19 protein-coding genes and 2 pseudogenes are annotated in these 23,542 nt (G+C 43.6%); 5 read left to right on the top strand and 16 right to left on the bottom strand.

Annotation, left to right across the window (positions count from 1 at the left end):
- Positions 1 to 101: 101 nt before the first annotated feature.
- Positions 102 to 1,493, bottom strand: a complete 1,392-nt coding sequence (gene bcaP / locus ACEN8J_RS09230; protein WP_069011782.1) for a branched-chain amino acid transporter BcaP — start codon at positions 1,491 to 1,493, stop codon at positions 102 to 104.
- 232 nt (positions 1,494 to 1,725) lie between these two features.
- Between bcaP and ACEN8J_RS09225 the strand changes: the two genes are divergently transcribed.
- Positions 1,726 to 2,655 (top strand): L-lactate dehydrogenase, encoded by a 930-nt coding sequence (locus ACEN8J_RS09225; protein WP_069011779.1) that lies wholly within the window; start codon positions 1,726 to 1,728, stop codon positions 2,653 to 2,655.
- Positions 2,656 to 2,773: 118 nt separating this feature from the next.
- Here ACEN8J_RS09225 and ACEN8J_RS09220 read toward each other — a convergent pair whose 3' ends face one another.
- Complete coding sequence (locus ACEN8J_RS09220; RefSeq protein ID WP_069011777.1) at positions 2,774 to 3,877, bottom strand: DUF3900 domain-containing protein; 1,104 nt, start codon at positions 3,875 to 3,877, stop codon at positions 2,774 to 2,776.
- Between the two features lie 389 nt (positions 3,878 to 4,266).
- Here ACEN8J_RS09220 and ACEN8J_RS09215 point away from each other — a divergent pair, with 389 nt between their 5' ends.
- Positions 4,267 to 5,484: an MFS transporter gene (locus ACEN8J_RS09215; protein WP_322252707.1), complete on the top strand. Its 1,218-nt coding sequence runs from the start codon at positions 4,267 to 4,269 to the stop codon at positions 5,482 to 5,484.
- An 83-nt stretch (positions 5,485 to 5,567) separates the two neighbouring features.
- On the opposite strand, the pseudogene ACEN8J_RS09210 reads toward ACEN8J_RS09215, so the two are convergent.
- Positions 5,568 to 5,786: pseudogene (locus ACEN8J_RS09210) on the bottom strand (ABC transporter ATP-binding protein); the annotation flags it as partial.
- Between the two features lie 613 nt (positions 5,787 to 6,399).
- On the opposite strand from ACEN8J_RS09210, the gene ACEN8J_RS09205 reads away from it, so the two are divergent.
- Together ACEN8J_RS09205 and ACEN8J_RS09200 are read left to right on the top strand one after the other, a co-directional pair.
- Positions 6,400 to 8,361 (top strand): endonuclease MutS2, encoded by a 1,962-nt coding sequence (locus ACEN8J_RS09205; protein WP_209947454.1) that lies wholly within the window; start codon positions 6,400 to 6,402, stop codon positions 8,359 to 8,361.
- Between the two features lie 522 nt (positions 8,362 to 8,883).
- Positions 8,884 to 9,285, top strand: coding sequence for a DinB family protein (locus ACEN8J_RS09200; RefSeq protein ID WP_209947527.1), 402 nt, complete (start codon positions 8,884 to 8,886; stop codon positions 9,283 to 9,285).
- 149 nt (positions 9,286 to 9,434) lie between these two features.
- Here the strand turns inward: ACEN8J_RS09200 and ACEN8J_RS09195 are convergent, their stop codons facing one another.
- On the bottom strand, positions 9,435 to 10,391 hold the full coding sequence (locus ACEN8J_RS09195; RefSeq protein WP_029517491.1) for a tyrosine-type recombinase/integrase: 957 nt from the start codon (positions 10,389 to 10,391) through the stop codon (positions 9,435 to 9,437).
- Between the two features lie 300 nt (positions 10,392 to 10,691).
- Positions 10,692 to 10,814 (bottom strand): annotated as a pseudogene (locus tag ACEN8J_RS09190) (type I methionyl aminopeptidase); the annotation flags it as partial.
- Between the two features lie 298 nt (positions 10,815 to 11,112).
- On the opposite strand from ACEN8J_RS09190, the gene ACEN8J_RS09185 reads away from it, so the two are divergent.
- Positions 11,113 to 11,280, top strand: coding sequence for a hypothetical protein (locus ACEN8J_RS09185; protein WP_007432475.1), 168 nt, complete (start codon positions 11,113 to 11,115; stop codon positions 11,278 to 11,280).
- Between the two features lie 116 nt (positions 11,281 to 11,396).
- On the opposite strand, the gene ACEN8J_RS09180 is transcribed toward ACEN8J_RS09185, so the two are convergent.
- The 11 genes from ACEN8J_RS09180 to ACEN8J_RS09130 all read right to left on the bottom strand — a co-directional run bounded on the left by ACEN8J_RS09180 (position 11,397) and on the right by ACEN8J_RS09130 (position 23,505).
- Complete coding sequence (locus ACEN8J_RS09180) at positions 11,397 to 12,443, bottom strand: FecCD family ABC transporter permease (protein WP_069011774.1); 1,047 nt, start codon at positions 12,441 to 12,443, stop codon at positions 11,397 to 11,399.
- A gap of 1 nt (position 12,444) precedes the next feature.
- Positions 12,445 to 13,509 carry a FecCD family ABC transporter permease gene (locus ACEN8J_RS09175; RefSeq protein WP_322252710.1) on the bottom strand — a complete coding sequence of 355 codons (1,065 nt, stop codon included), beginning with the start codon at positions 13,507 to 13,509 and terminating at the stop codon, positions 12,445 to 12,447.
- Between the two features lie 224 nt (positions 13,510 to 13,733).
- Positions 13,734 to 14,714, bottom strand: coding sequence for an ABC transporter substrate-binding protein (locus ACEN8J_RS09170; RefSeq protein ID WP_322252711.1), 981 nt, complete (start codon positions 14,712 to 14,714; stop codon positions 13,734 to 13,736).
- A 37-nt stretch (positions 14,715 to 14,751) separates the two neighbouring features.
- Positions 14,752 to 16,467: an ABC transporter ATP-binding protein gene (locus tag ACEN8J_RS09165; protein ID WP_322252712.1), complete on the bottom strand. Its 1,716-nt coding sequence runs from the start codon at positions 16,465 to 16,467 to the stop codon at positions 14,752 to 14,754.
- Between the two features lie 37 nt (positions 16,468 to 16,504).
- On the bottom strand, positions 16,505 to 17,512 hold the full coding sequence (locus ACEN8J_RS09160; protein WP_165146575.1) for an ABC transporter substrate-binding protein: 1,008 nt from the start codon (positions 17,510 to 17,512) through the stop codon (positions 16,505 to 16,507).
- A 220-nt stretch (positions 17,513 to 17,732) separates the two neighbouring features.
- Complete coding sequence (rbsB, locus tag ACEN8J_RS09155) at positions 17,733 to 18,653, bottom strand: ribose ABC transporter substrate-binding protein RbsB (RefSeq protein WP_165146578.1); 921 nt, start codon at positions 18,651 to 18,653, stop codon at positions 17,733 to 17,735.
- A 34-nt stretch (positions 18,654 to 18,687) separates the two neighbouring features.
- Positions 18,688 to 19,656, bottom strand: coding sequence for an ABC transporter permease subunit (locus tag ACEN8J_RS09150; protein WP_013310465.1), 969 nt, complete (start codon positions 19,654 to 19,656; stop codon positions 18,688 to 18,690).
- Between the two features lies 1 nt (position 19,657).
- Positions 19,658 to 21,139, bottom strand: a complete 1,482-nt coding sequence (locus ACEN8J_RS09145; RefSeq protein ID WP_495594421.1) for a sugar ABC transporter ATP-binding protein — start codon at positions 21,137 to 21,139, stop codon at positions 19,658 to 19,660.
- A 30-nt stretch (positions 21,140 to 21,169) separates the two neighbouring features.
- Positions 21,170 to 21,604, bottom strand: a complete 435-nt coding sequence (rbsD, locus tag ACEN8J_RS09140) for a D-ribose pyranase (protein ID WP_069011762.1) — start codon at positions 21,602 to 21,604, stop codon at positions 21,170 to 21,172.
- A gap of 1 nt (position 21,605) precedes the next feature.
- Positions 21,606 to 22,484 carry a ribokinase gene (gene rbsK, locus ACEN8J_RS09135; protein WP_069011915.1) on the bottom strand — a complete coding sequence of 293 codons (879 nt, stop codon included), beginning with the start codon at positions 22,482 to 22,484 and terminating at the stop codon, positions 21,606 to 21,608.
- A complete protein-coding gene (locus ACEN8J_RS09130) occupies positions 22,477 to 23,505 on the bottom strand; it encodes a LacI family DNA-binding transcriptional regulator (protein WP_069011760.1) in 1,029 nt (342 codons plus the stop codon). The genes rbsK and ACEN8J_RS09130 overlap by 8 nt, the downstream gene beginning before the upstream one ends.
- Between the last annotated feature and the right edge of the window lie 37 nt (positions 23,506 to 23,542).

The following is a 23,542-nucleotide window of genomic DNA, read 5'->3' as shown; positions in this document are numbered from 1 at the left end:
TTATACCATAAACGCCTCTATGTGACACATTTCGCGTAATGACAAAAAAAACCGGCCCCTTCACAAAAGTGCAGGATGCCGGCTTTTTATACTAAAATTTATTAGGATTTACGGTTCAACAAACTTTTGTGGTATCCATAGAAGAAATAGATCAGCAATCCAAGCAGGAGCCACACAATGAATCCAATCCAGGTGCTAATATGAAGCTGAAGCATCAGACCGATGCAAACCAACGCACTTAAAAGCGGGAGCAACGGAACCCACGGCACAGTAAAGCCTCTTTTCAAATCAGGGCGTTTCTTGCGCAGAACGATAACCCCTACCGATACCACAGCAAAAGCGAACAGGGTTCCAATACTCGTCAAATTGGTCAGTGCATGTAACGGGAACAATCCACTAGCCAATGCGATAATACTACCTACCAGCCAAGTGCTTCGAATCGGTGTTTGAGTTTTGGCATTTATTTTAGATAAAAAAACGGGTAAAAGACCATCACGTGACATGGAGAAAATCAACCGTGTTTGACCAAACAACAGCACCAGTAAAACGGTGGTCATCCCCGCAATCGCTCCGACTGAAATCAATCCGGCTACGAAATCCTGATGAATAAAACGGAGGGCAAACGCAACAGGATCACTTACCCCCAACTGCGTATAAGGTACCATTCCCGTTAGCACAACTGAAACGGCAATGTACAATACCGTGCAGATCGCAAGAGAAGAAATAATGCCGATGGGCATATTCCGCTGCGGATTGCGAACTTCTTCGGCTGCAGTTGAGATGGCATCGAAACCCAGATAAGCAAAAAATACGATTGCCGCAGCACTCAAAACACCAGAAAATCCATAAGGCAAAAATGGTGTCCAGTTGTCAGGCTTAACATAAAAGATACCGATTGCAATAAATAGCAATACAACTCCGACTTTAACACAAACCATTATTAAATTGAATCGAACCGTCTCCTTGGCTCCGAGACTCAGTAACAGTGTGATGAGCATAATGATGCACACGGCTGGTAGATCAATAATGGTTCCCTTGGTCGAATCGAAGGCTGCGGTTAAAGCCAGCGGTAAATGTATATCAAATCCAGCCAGCAAGCCTTGAAAGTATGCAGACCATCCACTACTCACAGAGGCGGCCGCCACTCCATATTCCAGAATCAGGTCCCAACCCAGTACCCAGGCCAAAATTTCTCCAAATACAATATAACTATACGCATAAGCGCTCCCAGCTGCGGGAACTGTAGATGATAGCTCCGCATAACATAAGGCTGCTAGTACGCAGGCAATACCTGCAATAACAAAGGAGAGCATCAATCCAGGACCTGCATTTTCTGCTGCTGCCTTGCCAGTAATAACAAAAATCCCGGTACCGATAATACATCCTACACCTAGCATGGTGAGATCAAAGGCACCCATTGTTCTCTTTAAGTGACCTGTAGATCCGCTTTCCTCATGCGGGAGCAGTCCTGTTTTTTTTCGAAATAAGTCCATATGCCGAATCCTCTTTCCATAATTTCATACGTCAATATCGGTGCTGCAACGCTTTAGTGCGTGTTCTTATCATTCGATTAATTATTAGCGAGCTCGCCTTTGAAGTCAAGGAAAAATGTCATATTTCTTTGCCGTGGGTAAATATATACGGTACACTAAGTTGGAAAGATAAATTTTTAAGTAATACCCCAAAATGAAAAGGTATACAACCCGAGAAGGAGATGAGGATTTTATGAGCTTAAAACCTTACAAACGAAGTAGAGTGGCCATTGTCGGCATGGGAGCGGTTGGCACAACAACCGGCTATACCCTACTGCTGCGCCAACGCATGTCAGAACTTGTCTTTATTGATGTCAACGTCAAAAAGGCGAAGGGGGAAATGCTCGATATGAATCATGGGCTTCCCTTTCTCGGCGGTGTCAAAGTGTGGGCGGGTGATTATGAAGACTGCCGTGATGCAGATATCATTATTGTTACAGCAGGCGCTTCACAAAAGCCGGGAGAAACGCGCATTGATTTGCTGAAGCGTAATGCCGAAATTTTTGAAAGTATTATTGATAATATTGTCAAGGTCAATACACACGGCATTTTGCTGATCGCAACCAATCCAGTGGACATTCTCTCCTACATCTCTTGGAAACGCAGTGGTTGGCCTTCAAGTAGAGTCATTGGATCAGGAACGTTGCTGGACAGCGCACGCTTCCGCTATTTGATCGGGAAGCAAAAGGGCATCGATCCACGAAGCATCCACGCTCATATTATTGGAGAACACGGTGACTCCGAGTTACCTGTATGGAGCACAGCCAACGTTGCTGGAACTCCGCTTGAACTGGGTGAAGAAACGAAAAATGAAATTTTTGAAAATACCAAGAATGCTGCCTATGAAATTATAGATGCTAAAGGCGCAACTTCTTATGCTATCGGGCTGGCTCTCGACCGAATTGTAGCCGCCATTCTCGGAGACGAGGGGTCGGTACTTAATGTGTCCACCTTGCTGGAAAATTATAACGGAGTATCTGACGTATATTTAGGCGTTCCAAGTATCGTAGATCACAATGGAGTACGTGAAATTTTGGATCTTCCGCTCAATGACGAGGAACGTGCAAAGTTGCTTCAATCTGCGGACAAGCTGAAAGATCAAATTAGCAAAGTTCATGTGTAGATCGGGAACATAAAAGCTAAACAAAACTGGCCTCCACAGCGGTAATATCCGTTGAGAGGCCAGTTTTTTAGTCGTTATAATGTAAAAGTTCAGTTTGTCGTCCTGCTATGCATTCAAATTACCAAGGTGGCGTATCGCCATCCACATACTCATTTTCATGCTGGCGTTTCTCTTTTAGCCGCTCAGCCACCGTTTCAAACGATTCAGGTTGAAGCAGCTCAATCGGTGAAAATCCCTTTTCAAACGTAAATGCGTCACCTTCAATAATAAGTGCATATCGATCATGAAGTTTCGTGATATGCAGCTTGGCGCCAAAGTCGGACAGTAGCCCACGCACGGCCGTATCATCTAGTTTGAAACGCACTTCAATCTCTGGTTTCAGCTCGACAATATGCTGTGCAGCCTCTACGACCTGGAGTGGTTCCCATTTCCCTTGCAAATCCCGTTTTTCGCTCGCCGCCCACAATTCCAGATCGCGCTCTTCCTGCTGTCTTTCCTCATTAGATGCATCCGGCCATTTGGTTTCTACATAGTTCTGAACGAAGCCCATGACATGCTCATTGACGATTTCCGGCATGGATTGCTCATAGGTCACGAATTTCAAAAAATCCTCAAAATACCGGGCATGCGAAGACTGGTGAATTTTAAGCTCCCACTCATCGTTCATCCCCTCCTCAAGCATGTAAGGATACATGATGGATTTCATATTACGCGCAGAAATAGCCATTTCGACCTCACTCACCAGACTGCTTTCAGTAATTCTGGCAATTTTAGGCTCGAAATCACATTTAAGCACAAAAATAAACGGATCATCCGAGTGTGTATTCAAGGTTGCCTGTACAATGATCAGCGCTCCGCCGCGTACTGCGCTCGTATCCAGATACATCCGCACCAGATCGTCACAAGCATTTTTAAAATCTTCCTTATCCTCTGCTGCCCGCAGTCGGGCGAACATATTAAAATTCGGATTACTGCTCAATTCATGCTCCGGTTCGACGATAAAGCGGCCGATTTTGGTCGGTGCCTGCTCTGTGCTGGGATTTTTTTCAACCTTCCGCTTGCTAATACGAGTAAATTCCCCGTCCAGAAATTTTTTAACATCGCTTTCGTCATAATCGTAGTCGTCCATCGTAGCGTAATGCTTATAGGACTTACCACCCTGTCCTTCTTTTCCATCTACCTGAATTACAAAAAAAGATAAAAAATCCACTTGAAAGTTCATTTACGTTCCATTCGCTCCTTTTCAGGCATGTACGCGTAATTATATCACTATGATTTTAAAAGGTACATCGGATTCAGCCGCCTATTATTAAGATAAATATTTTTAGTTAACATAATATTTATTATGTAAATTAATTTTTCGATTAGATATCATTCCTAATTCACAAGTTTAAAGTGAGTACTTTTACTACTATTCTATTTCACGTTCTTAACGATCATTGACCTCTTTATTTTCTATGCTCTACTTTCTTCATGATTCAAAAAACATTTGACTAAATAGTAGTTAATTTATTATATTATCTATTATTACATAGACAAAAATATTTTTTGTTTATTTAAAATGACATCTTAAGGATCTTGTACCCTGGAAAAGGAAAGGAGAGTTTGTAGTTGTTTAATAATCCATATATAAGGACCATAATCGCCTCCAATGCGCTGCTAAATTTGGGCATTTGGGTGCGCAACTTTGCCATACTGTTGTATGTAACAGATTTGACTCATAATGATCCCGTATACGTGTCGCTCATTTCAGTTGCTGAATTCATGCCTATTTTTCTGTTCGCTATCATTGGAGGAACATTCGCGGACCGTTGGCGGCCCAAACGGACCATGATTAGTTGCGATTTGCTGTCCGCTGCCTCTATTTTTATTGTCTTGTTGGCATTATGGTACGGGTCATGGCAGGTGCTTTTGCTGTCCACTTTCTTTTCGGCCATTCTATCTCAATTTTCTCAGCCGTCTGCGATGAAGATATTTAAGCAGCATGTAGCACCAGAACAGCTTCAGGGAGTGATGGCCCTTTTTCAATCTCTCATGGCATTATTTATGGTTATCGGCCCCGTTATCGGTACATTTATTTATCAACACTTTGGAATTTTCATTTCAATGTCTATAACCGGAATATTGTTTCTCATCTCGGCGCTTGTCCTGACTCGTATTCCACAAGATGAACAAGCACTTGAGATAGATGATCAACCCCCTCATTTCATTCAAGAGCTTAAAGAAGGAATACGTTATGTATGGAATAACCGCACACTTCGCACGCTTGGGGGAACATTCACCGTAATTGGGCTAGCGGTCGGACTTATTCAACCATTAATGGTTTTTATCGCCATCGAGAACCTTGGACAAAACAAGGAATTCCTGCAATGGCCATTAATGGCGAACGGAGCGGCTATGCTGGTGGGAGGCGGTCTGATTATGGGGGTTGCCAAAAAAGTACAGCCGCAATTACTGCTGGTGGTCGGACTTTTGGTCAGCACACTGACAACCTTTGGAGTCGGATGGTCGCACAATATTGTGCTGACCATGGCACTACAAGTTTTCAGCGGCCTATTTTATCCTTGCATTCATATCGGTATCAACACAATGATGATGAAAAACGCCGAAGCTGCTTTTATCGGCCGCGTCGGTGGTGCCCTCTCTCCCCTGTTCTCCGGGATGATGGTCGTCGGTATGAGTATTGGCGGAACACTCAAACACGAATCCTCCCTGAACACCGTATATACCGTGAGCGCCGGCTTGTTTTTGGTCGGAGCGACGCTGTTGTTACCATTGCTTCGTGACAGGCGGCCTGTACAAGCTGTCATAGCCGATGATTCTGAATAGCAGCACAAGAAACCGCCCCTGGAGAGGTGATATGCCATCCTCCGGGGCGGTTTCTTAATGTTTGTATCATAATTTCAGACGGATTATGACTCTCTTCCTTCATGCTGTCTTTTCCACAATCGTGCATCCAGGCCGTTATCATCCAACAGCTCATCATGTTGTCCCTGCCCTACGGCCATTCCTTTGTCCAATACTACAATACGGTCCGCGTTTCGTATCGTTTTGAGGCGATGAGCAATAGCAATGACCGTTCCACCTTGGACAAGGCGGTTAATAGCCTGTTGAATATCCTTCTCATTATCATTTAATAGATAACAAAACTTTATTAGATATCGAGTTTACATAATATATGTTATGTTAATATAATGATCACCATTGTAGCGTATTAAAGAAGTAGGACTTGACTTCAACGCCTGTCCAATCGTATAGTATGGTTATATCTTCAATTAAGGGAGAGATTTTGATGTCGGTGAATGTTCTTAACTAAGCAATTGCATATTCAGGGAGTATCATCAGGCGCTTGTACCCTTCGGGGACAGGTTTGTTTGTTGCCGTGTTGTTACCCTGATATTAGTTAAGAACATGCGGATATCATAAATCGCCTTCGGGATTATCTTCATCCAGGCTCTATTCCGTGCTGTGTTCAGCGCGGTTTTTTTGTTTTCAGATTTTGTAACTTCCCTTTAAACGTCTTCCTTTCACGATCCCAATAGCTTAGCAAAGAACTATTGCGTGAATGAATTGGAAACACGGAACTCGGAACTACAAAAGTTGAATAACAGGCTTATTTGAAGATAAATTCCCTCTTTCCTTAAGGGCGGAGAATGAACGTTTTGTTCATTCTCCGCCCTTTTTTATTTTAACAGCAAGGTTTTCTAAATCCTTACACCACACAACCAAAGGAGAGATTTATTCATGAACGAAACTACAATGCTGCGTTTGGAATATGATCAAATTAAAACAAGAGTTTCTGAATGTGCTTTTTCTTACCTGGGTAAGCGTCACGCTGCTACTATGCGGCCAATTACTGATATCCGTACCATTAAGATTCGTCTTGACGAAACGAACGAAGCGTTACAGATCATTCGCCACGGAGCAAGCGTTCCTGTTCCTTCGTTGGAAGGTATGGAGCACATTCTTCAACTGCTCGGAACCGGGTATATGTTCAGCGAGCGTGATTTTTCTCATATGGCTCAATTCATTCGAAGCTGTATTCAACTGATAAAATATATGCATTCCAAGGCGGACGCTGCTCCAACCGTCAGCGCTTATGCATCTTCCATGTATAGCATGGAGCCACTTTTATCCGAAATCGAAAGATGTATTCATTCGGGACGTGTGACGGATATGGCCAGTAAAGAACTAGCTAAAATTCGCAAAAAAATTGCGGTTACTGAAGAACGTATCAAGAGAAAACTTGACTCTCTCACCAGCCGTCACCGATCCATTATGCAAGAAAATATGATTAGTCAGCGCAATGGCCGTTACGTGCTTCCAATCAAAAAAGAATTCCGTAAACAAGTGAAAGGTAATGTACTGGATGAATCAGGAAGTGGTCAAACGGTTTACGTTGAACCTGCCGAGATTACGAATCTGCAATTCGATCAGAGCGCGAACATGGCAGAAGAATCAAAAGAAGAAATGAAAGTGCTGGGAGACCTGACGGCAATGGCTGAGTCATACAACCGGGAACTAAGCATCAATACAGAGACAGTAGGTGTATTGGATTTTTTATTGGCAAAAGCCAAATACGCCATGACTCTGGATGCTATCCCTGTCGAACTTAACCTTAACGGGATTATAGACATCCAAGGTGCACGTCACCCGTTGATGTCCCATACCATGGTGCCGCTTGATTTCTCAATTGGCGAAGGATATTCCTCACTCATCATCACCGGACCGAACACAGGCGGAAAAACGATGGCCCTCAAAAGCGTCGGTCTTTTAACACTAATGGTGCAATCGGGACTACTGGTACCTGTTTTGCATGGCAGCCGAATGGCTGTATTCGAGGAAATTGTGGTAGACATCGGGGATGGGCAAAGCATTGAACATGCTTTGAGCACCTTTTCTGCACACATCCGCAACATGATTAGCATATTAGAGACAACAGGCAACTCTACTCTGATCCTGATTGATGAAATGGCATCCGGCACCGATCCGGGAGAAGGAGTAGGTCTCTCTATCGCGTTGCTAGAAGAATTCCATCGTCGCCGGGCGACAGTAGTGGCTACAACGCACTTTAGCGAAATTAAGCATTTTGCTGAAAATACACCGGGATTTCAGAATGCTCGTATGGAGTTTGATACCGAAACGCTACAGCCTTTGTACCGACTTCGCATTGGAGAGGCCGGAGAAAGCTACGCATATGCAATTGCCCTGAAGCTGGGCATGTGGACACGTATTATCGAGCGTTCCGAGGCCATTTCTGCGGGCAGAGCATCTCAAAATACACAGGAATCGTTTGTTATTCCCCCTTGTGTTGATGATGAAATGTCTGATGATGCAAATAAGTCTCTTCCTAAAAAAGCGGCTTTTGACGATACAGCCACAAAACGGAGGAAACAAGAACTTCCTCTCAAAACCAAGCCATTTGCCCTTGGTGATAGTGTTTATGTAGGCTACCTGGATCGAACTGGAATTGTATACAAAACCGAGGATGAACGGGGGAATGTCGGAATTTTGATCCAAGGACAAAAACTGAGCATTAACAAAAAGAGGCTCGTCCTTCACATCGCTGCTACTGAACTGTATCCTGACGACTATGATCTGGATATTGTTTTAGAAACCAAGGAAAACCGCAAAAAACGGAAACTGCTGAGACGCAAGCATGTCGAAGGAGTGATGATCGAATCTCCCCCAGAAAATGAAATGTAGACGCACGGGTATATTCTCAACTGAAAAATAAGCTATTTTTATATTGTCAGTGAAACTTGAATCTGCAAGCGGACACTTAACAAGAGCGATCCACTTGCAGATTCTACCAACGGAAAACATAATATATATTATGTAAACTAGACGGTTTCCCTCTTATTTGTATTACTCAATCCGGCACTCATCGAATAATCACTTTTGTTATCATTCTAACGTTAGGATACAAAGGCATCTTATGCTTAGATTTGTAGGATTCCAAAAATTGATAGGGATGTTCTTCTTTCATGAGAACGTCCTCATTTAAATTAACTACCATAGTACCAGGTTCAAATTTATTTCTTTAAATAAATTTGTGTTAGCTTTCGTCAAGGCAATATCATACTAACCTTTAATTCACCATTTCTTTCCAGCTTATTTTGAATTATTCTAATGCTAATCATAAGACGATCATTAAAATAAGGAGGCTAGTCTATTGAAGAATGCTGTTGAAGAACTGGCGAGAATCATCGAGGATTATGAAAAAGAATTTTTTCGATCACAGAACATGAATTTAATGCCAAACCGTTCTCGGAGAAATGGTCCAAAAAAGAAATACTAGGACATCTATGCGACTCCGCTTCTAATAATCATCGAAGATTTATCATGATTAAGCATTCAACATCCCCTATCAAAATTGAATCGTATGCGCAAAATGAATGGGTGGCAGCTAATCAGTATCAGGAAGTGTTCTCTTACGTGGATGTCATACACCTATGGAAACTATTGAATAAGCAAATCATAAATGTTTTAAACTCATGTACATCATTCGATTCTAAGAAAAGATTTCAAAAAGATGACCACTCCACCGAAACATTACAGTGGCTAGTTGACGATTATATTCAGCATTTGCGGCATCATTTGGAACAAATCAATCAAAAACAAGACTAACGCTATGAAAAAGAATACTACGTTCATGATTGTAATGACCTAATGCCGTTGATGTGATTTTCAAGTCAGGATGTAATTCTGCCCAATGAGTTTACATAATTATTATTATGTAAACTCATTTTCATTTAATCTCAACTTTCACGCTGTACTTATAATCCTGATATTGGTATCTGAATATCCAGCTTATCCATTGCTTTTTCTTTTTCCCGATCAGTGACATGTGTGTATACTGTGGTTGTCTGAATGGATGAATGCCCTAGCAGCTCCTGTACGGTACGCAGATCTGCTCCCTTACGCAATAGCATTGTCGCAAATGTATGTCTCAGCTTATGGCTGGAATAAGCCTCCCGGCGTTCTATACTCTTATCTTGCTGGAATCTTTCGAACGTTTCTGTAGCGATCTGTTGAATGGTGCGCACTGCCAGACGGCGACCTTTTTGGGATACAAACATCGCATCCTCTTTACCTCTCCACGGCGTCAATCTTTCCTCCAACGCATGCTCCACAAAATCACACACGGCTTCCGGTACCGGGAGAGTACGCCACTTACGTCCTTTACCGAACACATCTAAGGTACGTCTTTCTCGACTGTAATCCGAGACATTCAATGAGTGAACCTCCCCCACCCGCAATCCCATGTAGACCATCAGCAGAAAAATTGCCATATTACGATTTGCATATTTCCCCTCCACCGCGAGCAAAAACGGATGAATATCCTTTTCATCCAGATAGACGGGCATACGATTCTTTTCAGTCTTTGCTTTTTTAATTCCCGCTGCCGGATTTGTGCTGCATAACTCAAATTCCTGTAGCGCTTTAAAAAAACTGTTCACCGCTGCATGCTTCCGGTTCCGCGTACTATCTCCGGCTCCTCCCTCCCGCGCTTTAGACAAATACGACATAACATGAATCTTCTTCACCTGATCGAGTGGTTTATCACGCAACGTGCGTAAAAACTGCTTCACATCCCCTATATAATTTTTTTGCGTATGTATCGTATATCCAGCATCCTTCATCCAAATCAAAAAAGCTTCCAGCTCCTCAGTATATATTTCATCAATTTCTTCTGTTGTATCGAGCTCCACATGTCGCAACTCTTTTTTCATCCCGCTCGCCTCCAATTCAGTTCATATTCCGAAATATACTGTAAAACGATCATTTTCGTCTTATTTTTATCGACAATTCAATCGACATCTTACGCAGAAGAGATTCCAAAAGTCGTTTTAAACCTAAACAGCGTATAATTTATATTATACGCTGTTTTTTAAACGCTTTTCAAGGGTAAATAGAGCGTTTTCCCCCTTATTTAGCAGCCGAGCGAAAGCATTTAGCATTAAAAAAACGCATAAATGCGGTTCATATTCGTTATAATTTTGTTCGCCAGTAACCAGAAAGGCACTACTACTTTATAGCAGTGTCAGAATTTGAGGACCATCCTCTGTTATCGCAACTGTATGTTCATATTGAACACAAATCGAATGATCTATTATTCGAGCTGTCCAACCGTCATGTTCCACACAAGAACCCCAACTCCCCATGATAGCCTTTAAATCAGAAAACATGAGACAGTCAAATTATATACATTAAGTTAATTGCCCCTAATCCCTTGTTATCGCCAGCATCAGGAAGTATATCTAAGAACTCATGGGGTGAGTCGCTGTCGACACGGCATGGATGATGAGAAAAAGTAATTTGCAGTCTAGCTCCGTTTTCCCTTGATCATTCAGCACGATATACTTAAAGAAGTCGAAAGGCAACCTTATATTCGACCTATGCTCATTTCAAAAATGTAGGTTTATTCATGACAAAGGGAGTGTTCATTTATTTATGAGTACCGAAATGCTGGAACGTCGAAGTGAAATTCTAAAACGAAACATCCATCAATTGCTGGTTCAGGAAAATCAACACGGCGTGACACGTCAGGAAAATTACACGTTGCATAAAATGATCAGAGAGCTGCATCAAACCTCTCATGCCTTGAATACTTCCCGTTGAGATGAAAGGCTGCTAATCAAATGAAAAAATAACCTTCAGCCCCACTTCTCCTTAGTGGTGTTGAAGGTTATTTGTTGTGTGTAGCCTTTAATTGACAGGTAGTACTCTTTCGGATGTTACCCTTTGGAGCGACTCAGCAGATATAAGAAGTATGGCGCACCAAGAATGGCTACAATCAAACCTGTCGGAATTTCTTTCTGTAAAGGTAAAGATCGTGTGATCGTATCCGCTACAAGTACCAGGAGTGCTCCGACTAAAGCACAGGTTACCAGCAACATTTTATGCTTCGGGCCCACCAGCTTTCTCGCCAAATGTGGAGCCACCAAACCGACAAAGCCGATACCGCCACTAACCGAAACACTAGAACTGGCCAATCCAACCGCAGCAGCCAGAAGGAGAATACGTTCCTTTTCGATAGGTGTACCCAACCCCGATGCGGTCTGATCCCCCAGATTAAGCACATTCATCACATTTGCTTTGTAGTATACAAAAGGAAGTAATACAATCAGCCAAGGCAACAGAGCCATTACGAATTTCCAGTTTGAGCCCCAGATGCTTCCTGCTAACCAATTAGCTACAAACGTGTAGCTTTCAGGTGTCAGCTTAAGAGTCATAATGATCATCGCAGCACTGATACCCGCCGCTACACCAATCCCGCTCAGTAGTAGCCTTGTTGGGGAAATTCCTTCGCCTTTCTTGTAAGAAAGCGCGTAGATCAGAATAGCAGCTGCTCCTGATCCAATCAGCGCAAGAGCGGGAAGTAAAAACAATGAATTCGTAGTTTGCATAGATGGAAAAAGCAATACAAACAGCATGACCATCAGCCCGGCGCCCGCATTAATCCCCAGAATACCAGGGTCCGCTAGACCGTTACGCGAAACTCCCTGCATAATGCAGCCAGAAACAGCGAGGCCTGCACCGATTAGAAGGGAAATAACCATTCGTGGCAATCGGAATTCAAATAGGATTAATTCCTGCTGTGGAGTCCCTTGCCCAAACAAGGTTCTAAATAGCTCCATTGGCGAAAGTCGGATGGTTCCCGTATTTGCACTTATGGTGAACGCAGCAATGAGCAATATGAGCAGAATGACAACAACCATCCAATCATGGATTTTTTTACGATGACTAGCTTTGGCAATAGCCCCATTCGTAACGTTATTCATTTTACAGTGCCCTCCTTTCCTTACGTGCCAGATAAAGGAAGAACGGAACCCCAATTAAGGCAATAAGTACACCCACTGGTGTCTCCTCAGGCGCATTAATCATACGGGCTGCCAGGTCGGCAAACACAATGAGTAAAGCTCCCATAATGGCCGAGCACGGAATAATCCAGCGATAATCGACGCCAACCAGCTTGCGGGTTATATGGGGAATAATCAATCCCACAAAACCTATAGAGCCAACCAATGACACCGCTGCACCCGCCAGAATCAGAACAAGAATCATCCCGACTACCTTTACCACCCCAGTTCGCTGACCAAGACTCAATGCAATTTCGTCTCCCAGACTAAGCAGCGTAATGGAGCGCGACAACATGAGAGCGCCGATAAAAGCTGCCACAACCCAAGGCAAAACTATACCGAGCTGAACCCACTTGGTTCCACTAAGCCCTCCGGCATACCAAAAAGCCAAATCCTGTCCAACATTAAAGTACAAACTGATCGCATCTCCTAAGGCAGACAGCAATGCCGTGACAGCTGCACCCGCCAATACAAGACGAACTGGCGTGAGACCTGATTTGGATATAGAACTTGTACCATATACCATCACAACAGCCAGAGCTGCACCAACGAAGGAATACAACATTAATTGTAAAAAAGAAGAACCCGGAAAAAGTGCAAAGCAAATCGCCATCGCCAAGCTGGCTCCCGAGTTCAGTCCAAGCAAGCCCGAGTCAGCAAGTGGATTTCGAGTCATTCCTTGCATAATTGCACCTGCAACGGCAAAGCAAACACCGATTAAAACCCCACCCAGAATTCGAGGTAGACGGATTTCCCAAATAATTTGATGGTTTTGCAACTCGGGTTTAAAATGAAAAACAGCGTTCCATACCTCTTCTAGCCTAATAGAGGCTGCACCAAAAGATAGGGATAGCGCGATACCGAACGCTAAAATTCCAAGCCCAACTGTCAGGATAAGCGTAGCCGCCCAAGGTCGCGAGTGGAATTGAGTCGGCGACTGGTTATGTTTACTTTGAGCGGGGCCATCTGATGATTCTGATAATTTCATAACTATTGTTCACCCTTACTGTTGAATAGTATGTAGCTATCACGAACTGTGTTGAAGATGATGTTGATAATGAGAATTATTATCACGCAATCTTTACTATTGTAAATTAATGTGGCAATAGCTTCAATAGCAAATTTCGAGGAGTGCCTAATGCTCTACCCTATTGTGAAAAAATAAAGCCCTTCGGCATAAATACCAAAGGGCTGCGAACAACACCGAAACGACTACTTCTGTGCGGCGTTCTCTTTATTCCGCTGGACGATCATATCTGCGATTTCCTCAGCTTGTCCTACAATGGCAATCGGGTCGAAGTACCAATATCGATCCTCCTGAAGCTCAAAAACCTTACCTTGCCGGACCGCATTCAGTGATTTCCATATGCTGTCTCCTTTGTAACCCCTCAAATCCTTGTTAACCGTCAGAAAGATATAAGAGCCTGCATATTGATTAATGACTTCTTTTGACACCGACTTCCATTGAGTCTCACCTAATAATTCTTTTTGGACAAGCGGCGGAGGTGTCAAATTGAGTCCTCTGTATACGGCCTGTCCTCCTCTGCCAAAATTATCACCATATACATAGTATTCTTTATCCGAAGCTTCCATTACGGTGAACGTATCCTCAGGCTGAATAATACCCTTTAGCTTGTCACGTGCAGCCTGCATCCGCTGATCGTATTGGGCAAGCCATGTTTTGGCTTCCTGTTCTTTTCCAAGTAGCTCACCAAAAGCTGTCAGTTCCTCATGCACATTTTTATACGTTCCATAAGGAATGACGATGGTCGGAGCAATTTTACTATATTTTTCATATTCAGAAGCATCTTTGGAACCAATTAGAATCAAGTCAGGCTCCAGAGTCAATACTGTTTCAATGGATACGCTGCCGCGATCTCCAATGCTTGCAATGCCCTGCACAAGCTCCTTCGAAAACGGATTATCCAGATAATATTTAACACTTCCCACAGGTTTAATCCCTAGTGCTAGTAAATCATTCTGGTACATATCTACTACAATCCGCTGAGGGTGAACCGGAATCTTAATATCTCCATGAATCGTTTTGACTGTTTTCATTTCCTCTGACTTTTGTTCACTAGAAGTTTGATTCTGCTTTTCATCCGGTTGCTTCACGTTTCCACTACAGGCGGTAAGAACTAAAATGACTGACAGAAGCATCATCACAATCCACATTTTCTTTGTCAAGCCCAATCTTCCTCTCTCTATTTACGGTGTCATATCGGCCTATTTACGTTCCATATTGAGCTTGGTGCAGGCGACTATACGCTCCTTTTACTGCCAATAACTCTTCATGTCTGCCTTGCTCGGCAATTCCTTGATCTGCAACTACGATAATGCGGTCAGCATTTTTGATTGTTGCCAGACGATGGGCGATAACGAGTGTCGTGCGACCTTGGGAAAGCTCTGTCAGCGCCTGCTGAATCGCGGCTTCTGTCTCTGTATCCAATGCTGATGTCGCTTCATCTAAAATGAGAATAGGCGGATTTTTAAGGAACATCCGGGCAATAGACAAACGTTGCTTTTGACCACCGGAGAGCTTTACACCTCGCTCACCGATCATTGTATCCAGACCATCCGGATATGAGCGAACAAGGTCTTCAATCTGAGCTCGACGAGCAGCATCCCAAATTTCTTCTTCCGAAGCATCAAGCTTACCGTAAGCAATATTTTCACGAATCGTTCCATCAAAGAGAAATACATCCTGCTGTACGATACCAATCATGGATCGCAGCGAATCCAGCTTCATTTCACGGATATCCATCCCATCAATGGTAATGCTACCTTCCTCGACATCATAGAAGCGAGGCAACAAACTGCAAAGTGTCGTTTTACCTGCTCCTGAAGGACCTACAAGTGCTACGGTTTCACCTGCATGGATAGATAGGTCTACTTTGCGTAATACCTTATCTTTGTTTTCGTAACCAAACGTTACACCTGCAAATTGAATATCTCCATTAAGATGGCTAACCGCCTTGGCCCCAGGCAGATCTTCTACATCCGATTCACTTTCCAGCAAATCCAGGTACCGTCGGAAGCCGGCAATCCCTTTCGGATACGTTTCGATGACAGAATTAATTTGTTTAATTGGCCCCAGGAATACATTAGACAGCATCACAAATGCGATAAATTCCCCGTAGGTCATCTGTCCTTCGATAACAAACCATGTTCCACACACAAGCACAAACAATGAAACCAGCTTCATTAGTATAAAACTAATCGAGGAATTCCAGGCCATAATCCGGTACGCGATCAGCTTCGTTTTACGAAAACGTCCATTATTCTCAGCAAAACGTTCCATTTCATGTGCTTCGTTGGAGAACGCTTGAACAACGCGAATCCCGCTGACATTATTTTCAATGCGAGCGTTATAATCCGCAATATCAGAAAACATACGATGGAAAGCAGCAGACATTTTACGGCTGAAATAAAGAGACAAGTAAATCATGAGGGGTACAATGATGAAAGTCAGTACAGCCAGCTTCCAGTTAATGCTGAGCATGATACCAAAGGCTCCCCCAAGTGTCATCAACGCGATGAACAAATCTTCGGGTCCGTGGTGGGCAATTTCCCCAATATCCATCAGGTCGTTGGTCATACGGGAAACGAGATGCCCTGTTTTGTTATTGTCAAAAAAGCGAAAAGATTGCTTTTGTACCCGATCAAATAGCTTTTTACGCATGTCCGATTCGATGTTAATACCCAGCTTGTGCCCCCAATAGGTAACTACGTAATTCAGCGCAGCACTTATGACATAAATACCGAGTAGAGCTAGACAGGCATATAAAATCCATTTCCAGTTCCCGCTGGGTAGCAAATCATCGACCACCCGGTTGACTGCAAGCGGAAAAGCTAACTCCAGCAGTGCTGCCAGCAAGGCACAAGAGAAATCAATGATGAACAAAGTCCGGTAAGGACGGTAGTATTCAAAAAATCGTCTAAGCATAGTCATGACTTCTCCTTTCTAATTTCAATTGAACTGATCACTTCGGATCAACGGAAAACATTTTAACGGCCTCATCCAGCGATTGGTCAACGGCTAGCGGTGAGTACGTAAACCACGGATCTGCTTTGATGAAATACACTTTGTGGTTCTTGACAGCCGGAAGATTTCTCCACAGTGCACTTTGTTCAATTTGCTTAAGCATTCCGTCCTTGCTCGCTTCATCATAAACCAGCATAATAATTCGGTCTCCTGATAGTTCAGGCAGCTTTTCCATTGAAATAACATCATAAACATAATTAAATCTCGGGTCCTTCGCCAGCTTCTGGCGTATGTACTCAGGAGGATTCAATTCCAGTGAACGGTAAATAACATGTCCTACATTCCGCGCTCCGTATACCCTTAACACATTCTTATCGTAGGCCATATAAATCGTAACCGTTTCATCTTTTTTGAATTTTCCAGCCAGCTTCTTTCGACCTTCTTCAGCCTTTTTGTTGAAACTAGCGATCCACTGCTCGGCTTCCTTCTCCTTACCCAGCACGGCTGCGACATTCCGCAGTTGCTCAAATAAGTCGCCATCTCCAAACGAAACGACCACGGTTGGAGCAATTTTCTCCAGCTGCTCCTTCACTTCTGGCGTGGTATATTCTGTTGTGATGATCAGGTCCGGTTGTAACTCCAGCACCTTTTCTACATTTGTCGGGTTCCCAATATTCGCAACTCCGTCAATCTTACCTTTTAAATAGTCGCCTTCCAACAAGTGGGAAGCAGCACCTGCAGGCTTAACTCCCAAGGCCAGCATAGCATCCAAATATTGTGTCGTGACAACTCGCTGTGGATTTGCAGGGATACTGATCTTATTACCAGTAGCATCAGTATATTCGCGCATGACAACCGTTTTGGATTGTCCGGAAGGATCATTAGTGCTGGTCTTGTCATTTGTCTGGTTGTTGCTAGCTGCGTTTCCACATGCACTCAATACAACCATCAAAAGAACCACAAGACAAAGCGTGGATTCCCATTTTAATCTGTATCTTTGTTGCACAATATACGTCCTCCTTAGATATATACAATTCATAATATGATAGTGATTCTCATTATCATATAATTGTTATTCTATCTTTTACCGTCTCTTCTTACAATACAAAAATAAAAAACTTCCATTTATGTGTATGTATCGTCATCGTAGAATAGCCAAAAAAAAGAACTGATGCGCATTACAGCATCAGTCCGAATAGCTTAATATGTTGGGTCAAGCGCCCTTTTTATTTCGATTGATCCACTAACTCCAGCTTAGCGGGAATGGATGTTTTCACGGTTTTACCTTGAAGTACATCCTTGGCTGCCTGCACCGCCAATTGACCAATAAGCTCGGGTTGCTGAGCTACGGTGGCTGTCAGTTTCCCTTCCTTAATTGACTTAAGCGCATCCTCGTTACCGTCAAAACCGATGACTGGAATGTTTTTACCTGAGCTTTGGATTGCTTCGATCGCACCCAACGCCATTTCATCATTGTGGGCAAATACTGCCTGAACGTCCGGGTTGCCTTGCAGCAGATTTTCCATCACGTTCAAACCTTTCGTCCGATCAAAATCGGCCGATTGTTTAGCTATGACTTTCAGATCCTTATCTGCTACTTCATGAAATCCTTTTCCGCGTTCACGGGTAGCGGATGCTCCTGGAACACCTTCCAGCTCGATCACTTTGGCACCTTTTCCAACTTGATCAATCACATATCGGGCAGCCATTCGTCCTCCCTCTACGTTGTCTGAAGCGACAAGTGCTTTTACGTCTCCTTTGTCAGCAGAACGGTCCAGTGTAATCACCGGGATGTTCAATGCATTCGCTGATTGTACCACTGTGGAGATGGCCGACGAATCTGTCGGATTTATAAGTAACGCGTTTACTCCCTGTTGAATCAGATCATCCACGTCATTACTTTGTTTCGCCGAATCATTTTGTGCATCCACAACAATAACCTGCATTCCTTGTTTTTTGGCCTCTGTCACAACTCCGTCTTTGAGAGAAACGAAGAATGGATTATTCAGCGTTGAGATCGATAAGCCGATTTTAATGTCCTTCAGGTTTGCAGCCGTTTTAGGTTTCGCCCACTCGGGCGGTTCCAAGGAACACCCTGTCATGAGCAGGAGCAGCAAGGCAGTCATGATTAATGTAAGCTTTTTCATATTTATGTGTCTCCTTCTACGCAGATTAGGTGTATTATGCGGATTTTTTACGGTCAATCAATACAGCAATAGCGATGACGATCCCTTTTACCACCATTTGATAAAATGAGTTAACCCCCAGCAAGTTCAAGCCATTGTTTAGCGTACCGATGATAAGCACACCAATTAATGTACCTACGATTCGTCCGCGTCCTCCCGAGAGGCTTGTTCCACCTAATACGACAGCCGCAATGGCGTCCAATTCATAAGAAGTACCTGCTGTCGGTTGCGCCGAGTTCAAACGTGAAGTCAAGATAGCTCCCGCCAACGCGGAAAGCATTCCAGCCAGAGAATAAATCCAGATTTTTACACGCGGTACTTTAATACCAGATACAATTGAAGCCTTCTCGTTACCACCAATGGCATACGTTTTGCGTCCGAATGGTGTTTTATGCAAAATGATCCATAGAACAGCAAAGGTAATGAGCATCGTAATCGCTGGAACCGGAATACCGAACTGATAGCCACGTCCGAACAATTGAAATACCAGACTGTCTCCGAGTCCTGTAATAGGGTTACCGTTGGTATAAACGAGTGTCAATCCTCTGAAAATAGTCATGGTTGCTAGTGTAGCAATAAACGGTGCCATTTTACCTTTCGTAATCATCAAGCCGTTGACCATCCCCATCACGCCACCCAATGCACAACCGATGATAATCGCCAAAATAGGATCGAACCCGGCCAGCATCATATTTGCGACAAACGCACTGGATAGTGCTAATATGGAGCCGACTGACAAATCAATTCCGCCTGTGAGAATAACGAAGGTCATACCGAACGCAATCAACGCATTAATGGATACCTGGCGCAATAAGTTCAAAATATTAAGCGGTTCCAAAAAGCTGGGATTTAAGACCGATACAATGATTACCAAAATAATGAGCCCCAACAATGGGCCAAGCTTCTGTGTGATTTGTGACATTTGAAAGCCTTTGCTGCTTTTTGATTCATTCATAGTTGTCATATTACTGTCCTCCTGTAGCTAGCGTCATAATATTTTCTTGTGTGGCTTCTTCCCTGCTCAGCTCTCCGCTGATCTTTCCCTCGTGCACTACGACAATACGATCGCTCATGCCGAGTACCTCAGGGAGTTCCGAGGATACCATGATAATCGCGACTCCACGTTCGGTCAACTCGTTCATCAACTGGTAGATTTCCCGCTTGGCTCCCACATCCACACCTCTCGTCGGTTCGTCAAGGATAAGTACATTCGGACCAATACCTACCCATTTGGCAATAATCACTTTTTGCTGGTTACCACCTGACAAACTGCGAACCGTTGTTTCGCCCGATTGGGTTTTGATTTGTAAGCGCTTAATTAAAGTGTTAACAAAATCTAACTCTTTTTTACCTGAAATAAATCCTTTTGAAGTAAAACTGAACAGATTCGGCAGTACCATATTTTCCCGGATAGAAAAATCCAGCACCAAACCCTCATCTTTTCGGTCTTCTGTAATGAAGCCAATCCCTAGTTTCACTGCATCATCCGGTTTACGAATAGACACCTTTTTTCCACGCACATGAATCTCACCACGATCCAAAGCATCCAGTCCAAATAACGCACGCATGATCTCGGTCCGTCCCGAGCCCATCAAGCCTGAAAAACCTACAATTTCCCCAGATCGTACAGTGAAATTCACATTTTCAAACAACCCTTTATGCGAAGCATTTTTGACCTCCAGCACCACTTCTCCCAAAGCAGGCGTTCTTACCGGGTAGCGTTCAGTCAGCTCTCTACCTACCATTTTCCGTACAACCTCATCAAAATTCGTATCGGGAATCGCCTGAGTATCCACCGTTTTCCCATCACGCATGATGGTAATCCGATCACAGATCGCGAATATTTCCTCCATCCGATGTGAAATATACACAATCGAAACACCAACTTTTTTCAAGGAAGTAATAACCTCGAATAGCTTCTGAATTTCCCGTTCGGTTAAGGCCGCTGTCGGCTCATCCATCACGATAACTTTAGCATCTGTCATGAGTGCTTTGGCAATTTCAATCATCTGCTGTTGACCCACTGAACACTCGCCTGCTTCACCGTTCAATGGAAGGTTTACCGAAAGCTTGCTGAATTGTTCATTTGCTAGCGCTTTCATTTTGGAGCTATCTAGTAAGCCCCACTTGGATGTCATTTCCTTGCCGATAAACAGATTTTCCAGCACAGTCATCTCCGGCCACACATTCAGTTCCTGATGAATAAAAGCAATTCCTTTTTGCTCCGCTTCTTTGGGGTCAGCAAAATAGGTTTCCTGGCCGTCAATGATGATCGTTCCCTCATCTCGCCGATGCAGTCCGATTAGAATATTCATCAGCGTTGATTTGCCTGCACCATTTTCACCCATGAGGGCATGTACTTCTCCTTCACGAAGATCAAAGTGAACACCACTCAGTACCTGATTGGTTCCAAAGGCTTTGTGAATTCCTTTCATTTGAATCTGCATGCTGTACCCTCCTTTTTATTCAACATTGATTTATCCAAAATGAACTCCTGCCTGCAAAATACAATTGGCATACGGTTTAGCCTCTCCTGTACGAATGATCGCCTTTGCATAACGGGTCAGCTCCTTGAATTGTTCATGAGAGCAAAACTCAATGACGGCAACCTGCTTACTAATCTGTGGCTGTTCTAATTGGTCCCCTGCAAAGTTGTGCATAATATACTGTAATGCTTGTTCATTTTCTTGTTTGATTTCTTCGGCCAGCGTTACTTTTTCGATCACCATATCTGCTGCAATGACATCAACGACGTCCTGAAAGGATGGAACACCCAGTTTAAGGGCCAAATCAATTTTGGTAACGCCTTCAGGAACAGGTAAGCCAGCATCAGCCACGACAATATAGTCAGTGTGGCCGAGATCCGACAGTATTTTGGATATATGACTGTTTAGGATTCCATGTTTCTTCATATTATATTTGCTCCTCCACTTCACGACGGGTTGGCATTCCACCTTGGGCACCAAATTTGGTAACGGATAATGACGCAGCACGATTAGCAAATTTCACACTGTCTGCCAGCGAATTTCCTTCAGCTAAAGCCACTGCAAAAGCAGCGTTAAACGTATCTCCTGCACCTGTCGTATCAATAGCTTCTACTTTATAAGTAGGAACCACGACTTCCTGTTCTCCGTCGAAGAACCGTACACCGTTGCTGCCCTCAGTCACAAACAGCTTGTTGGGATATTTGCGCAGCGCTTCTTGAAGACTTAAATCCTTAAACATAATGGCAGCTTCATGCTCGTTTGGCGTAATGTAGGTCGCATTCGCAATTACGCTTTCCTCTACTTCACGAGCCGGGGCTGGATTCAGCAACAAGGGTATCTGGTATTTCGCACAAATCTCGCTTACGTAAACAACCGTTTCTGTTGGTATTTCCTGTTGAATTAGCACAATATCCGAACTTCGGATGACGTCAAGCGCTTCTTCCACATAGGCGGGCGTCACTTCATTATTCGCTGCTTTTACCACGACAATACTGTTATCGCCTTCAGCTAGTATAATATGCGCTGTACCGCTTTCCATATGTGTAACCGGTTTCACATAATCGGTATGAACATGATTTTCTTCAAAATTACGTAAAATCTGCTTCCCAAAATGATCATCCCCTACACGTCCAATCATCGTAACGTCGGCTCCGAGTCGTGCTGCGGCTACTGCCTGATTGGCTCCTTTACCTCCAGGTACGGTTGTGAAGCTTTCACCCAATACCGTTTCACCAGCACCGGGACGTTTGGACGAAGTAACTACGAGATCCATAGAACTGCTTCCGATAATCGAAATTTTAGCCATCATTATCCACCCTTCTCGTTGTATCCCGTTCTATAAATTTGACGGGCAATTGTATGCTTGAATAGGTAAGTACTTTCGAATGAAGATTAGGTACACTTGACTTCGTTACTTGCGAATGCTCAATCAACTGAATGAGTAGTCCTGCTGCTTCCCAGCCCATTTCATAAGCAGGCTGTCGAATCGTTGACAAAGGCGGGAATAACAAACTACTTAGTGGTATATCATCAAACCCGATAATTTGAACATCATCCGGGATTTTCTTTCCTAATCTATGTGCCTCATGCATCACCGCTGTAGCCACGATATCATTACTTGCGATAACTCCGTCCGTATCGGGATACTTGCTAAACAGCTCTTTGGCCCACGACTCGGCCTCCTTGAACGAAAAGGACGTTGTCTCGACCACATGGTAAGCAATTCCGGATTGCTGAAGCTCTTCAACCGCCCCGCGAAAACGATCTTGTGCTGGACGAATATGTGCAGGGCCCTGCATGACTGTAATTTGCTTGCTGCCGCGTGCAACCATTTCTTGAGCAGCCAAGCAACCGCCATGGGCTCCATCTGCATATACGGAGAGGCTGTCACTGGAAGTTCGATCGAGAAAAACGACCGGGATCTTCAGTTTGGCGTAACAATCGGCATCGGGATCATTGGTAGAAGAAATAACACCAACGACATTATTTTGAACAAAAGTATCCATGTAATCCAATTCTTTTTGGCGATCTTCATCACTATTACCGAAAATAATCCGGAAATCATTTTCCTGCATTCGATCCTCTACCCCACGGGCTAACAAGGGAAAGTACGGGTTCGTAATATCCGGCAGCAAGAGACCTATTAATCTAGATTTCTTTTTATACAAAGAACGTGCAACTTCATTAGGCTTGTAATTTAACTGCTTCACAGCAGCCTCAACCTTTCGACGTGTATCCTCGTGTACGTACCCAGTTTCATTAATAACTCTGGATACGGTTGCTACGGAAACCCCTGCAAAGCTGGCGACTTCTTTAATTGTTGTCATAGTGTAGGTTCAACTCCAATGTGTAACCGGTTACACA

The sequence above is a fragment of the Paenibacillus sp. Paensp38 genome (genome assembly GCF_059491915.1).
This window is presented reverse-complemented; position numbering and strand designations above follow the sequence as displayed.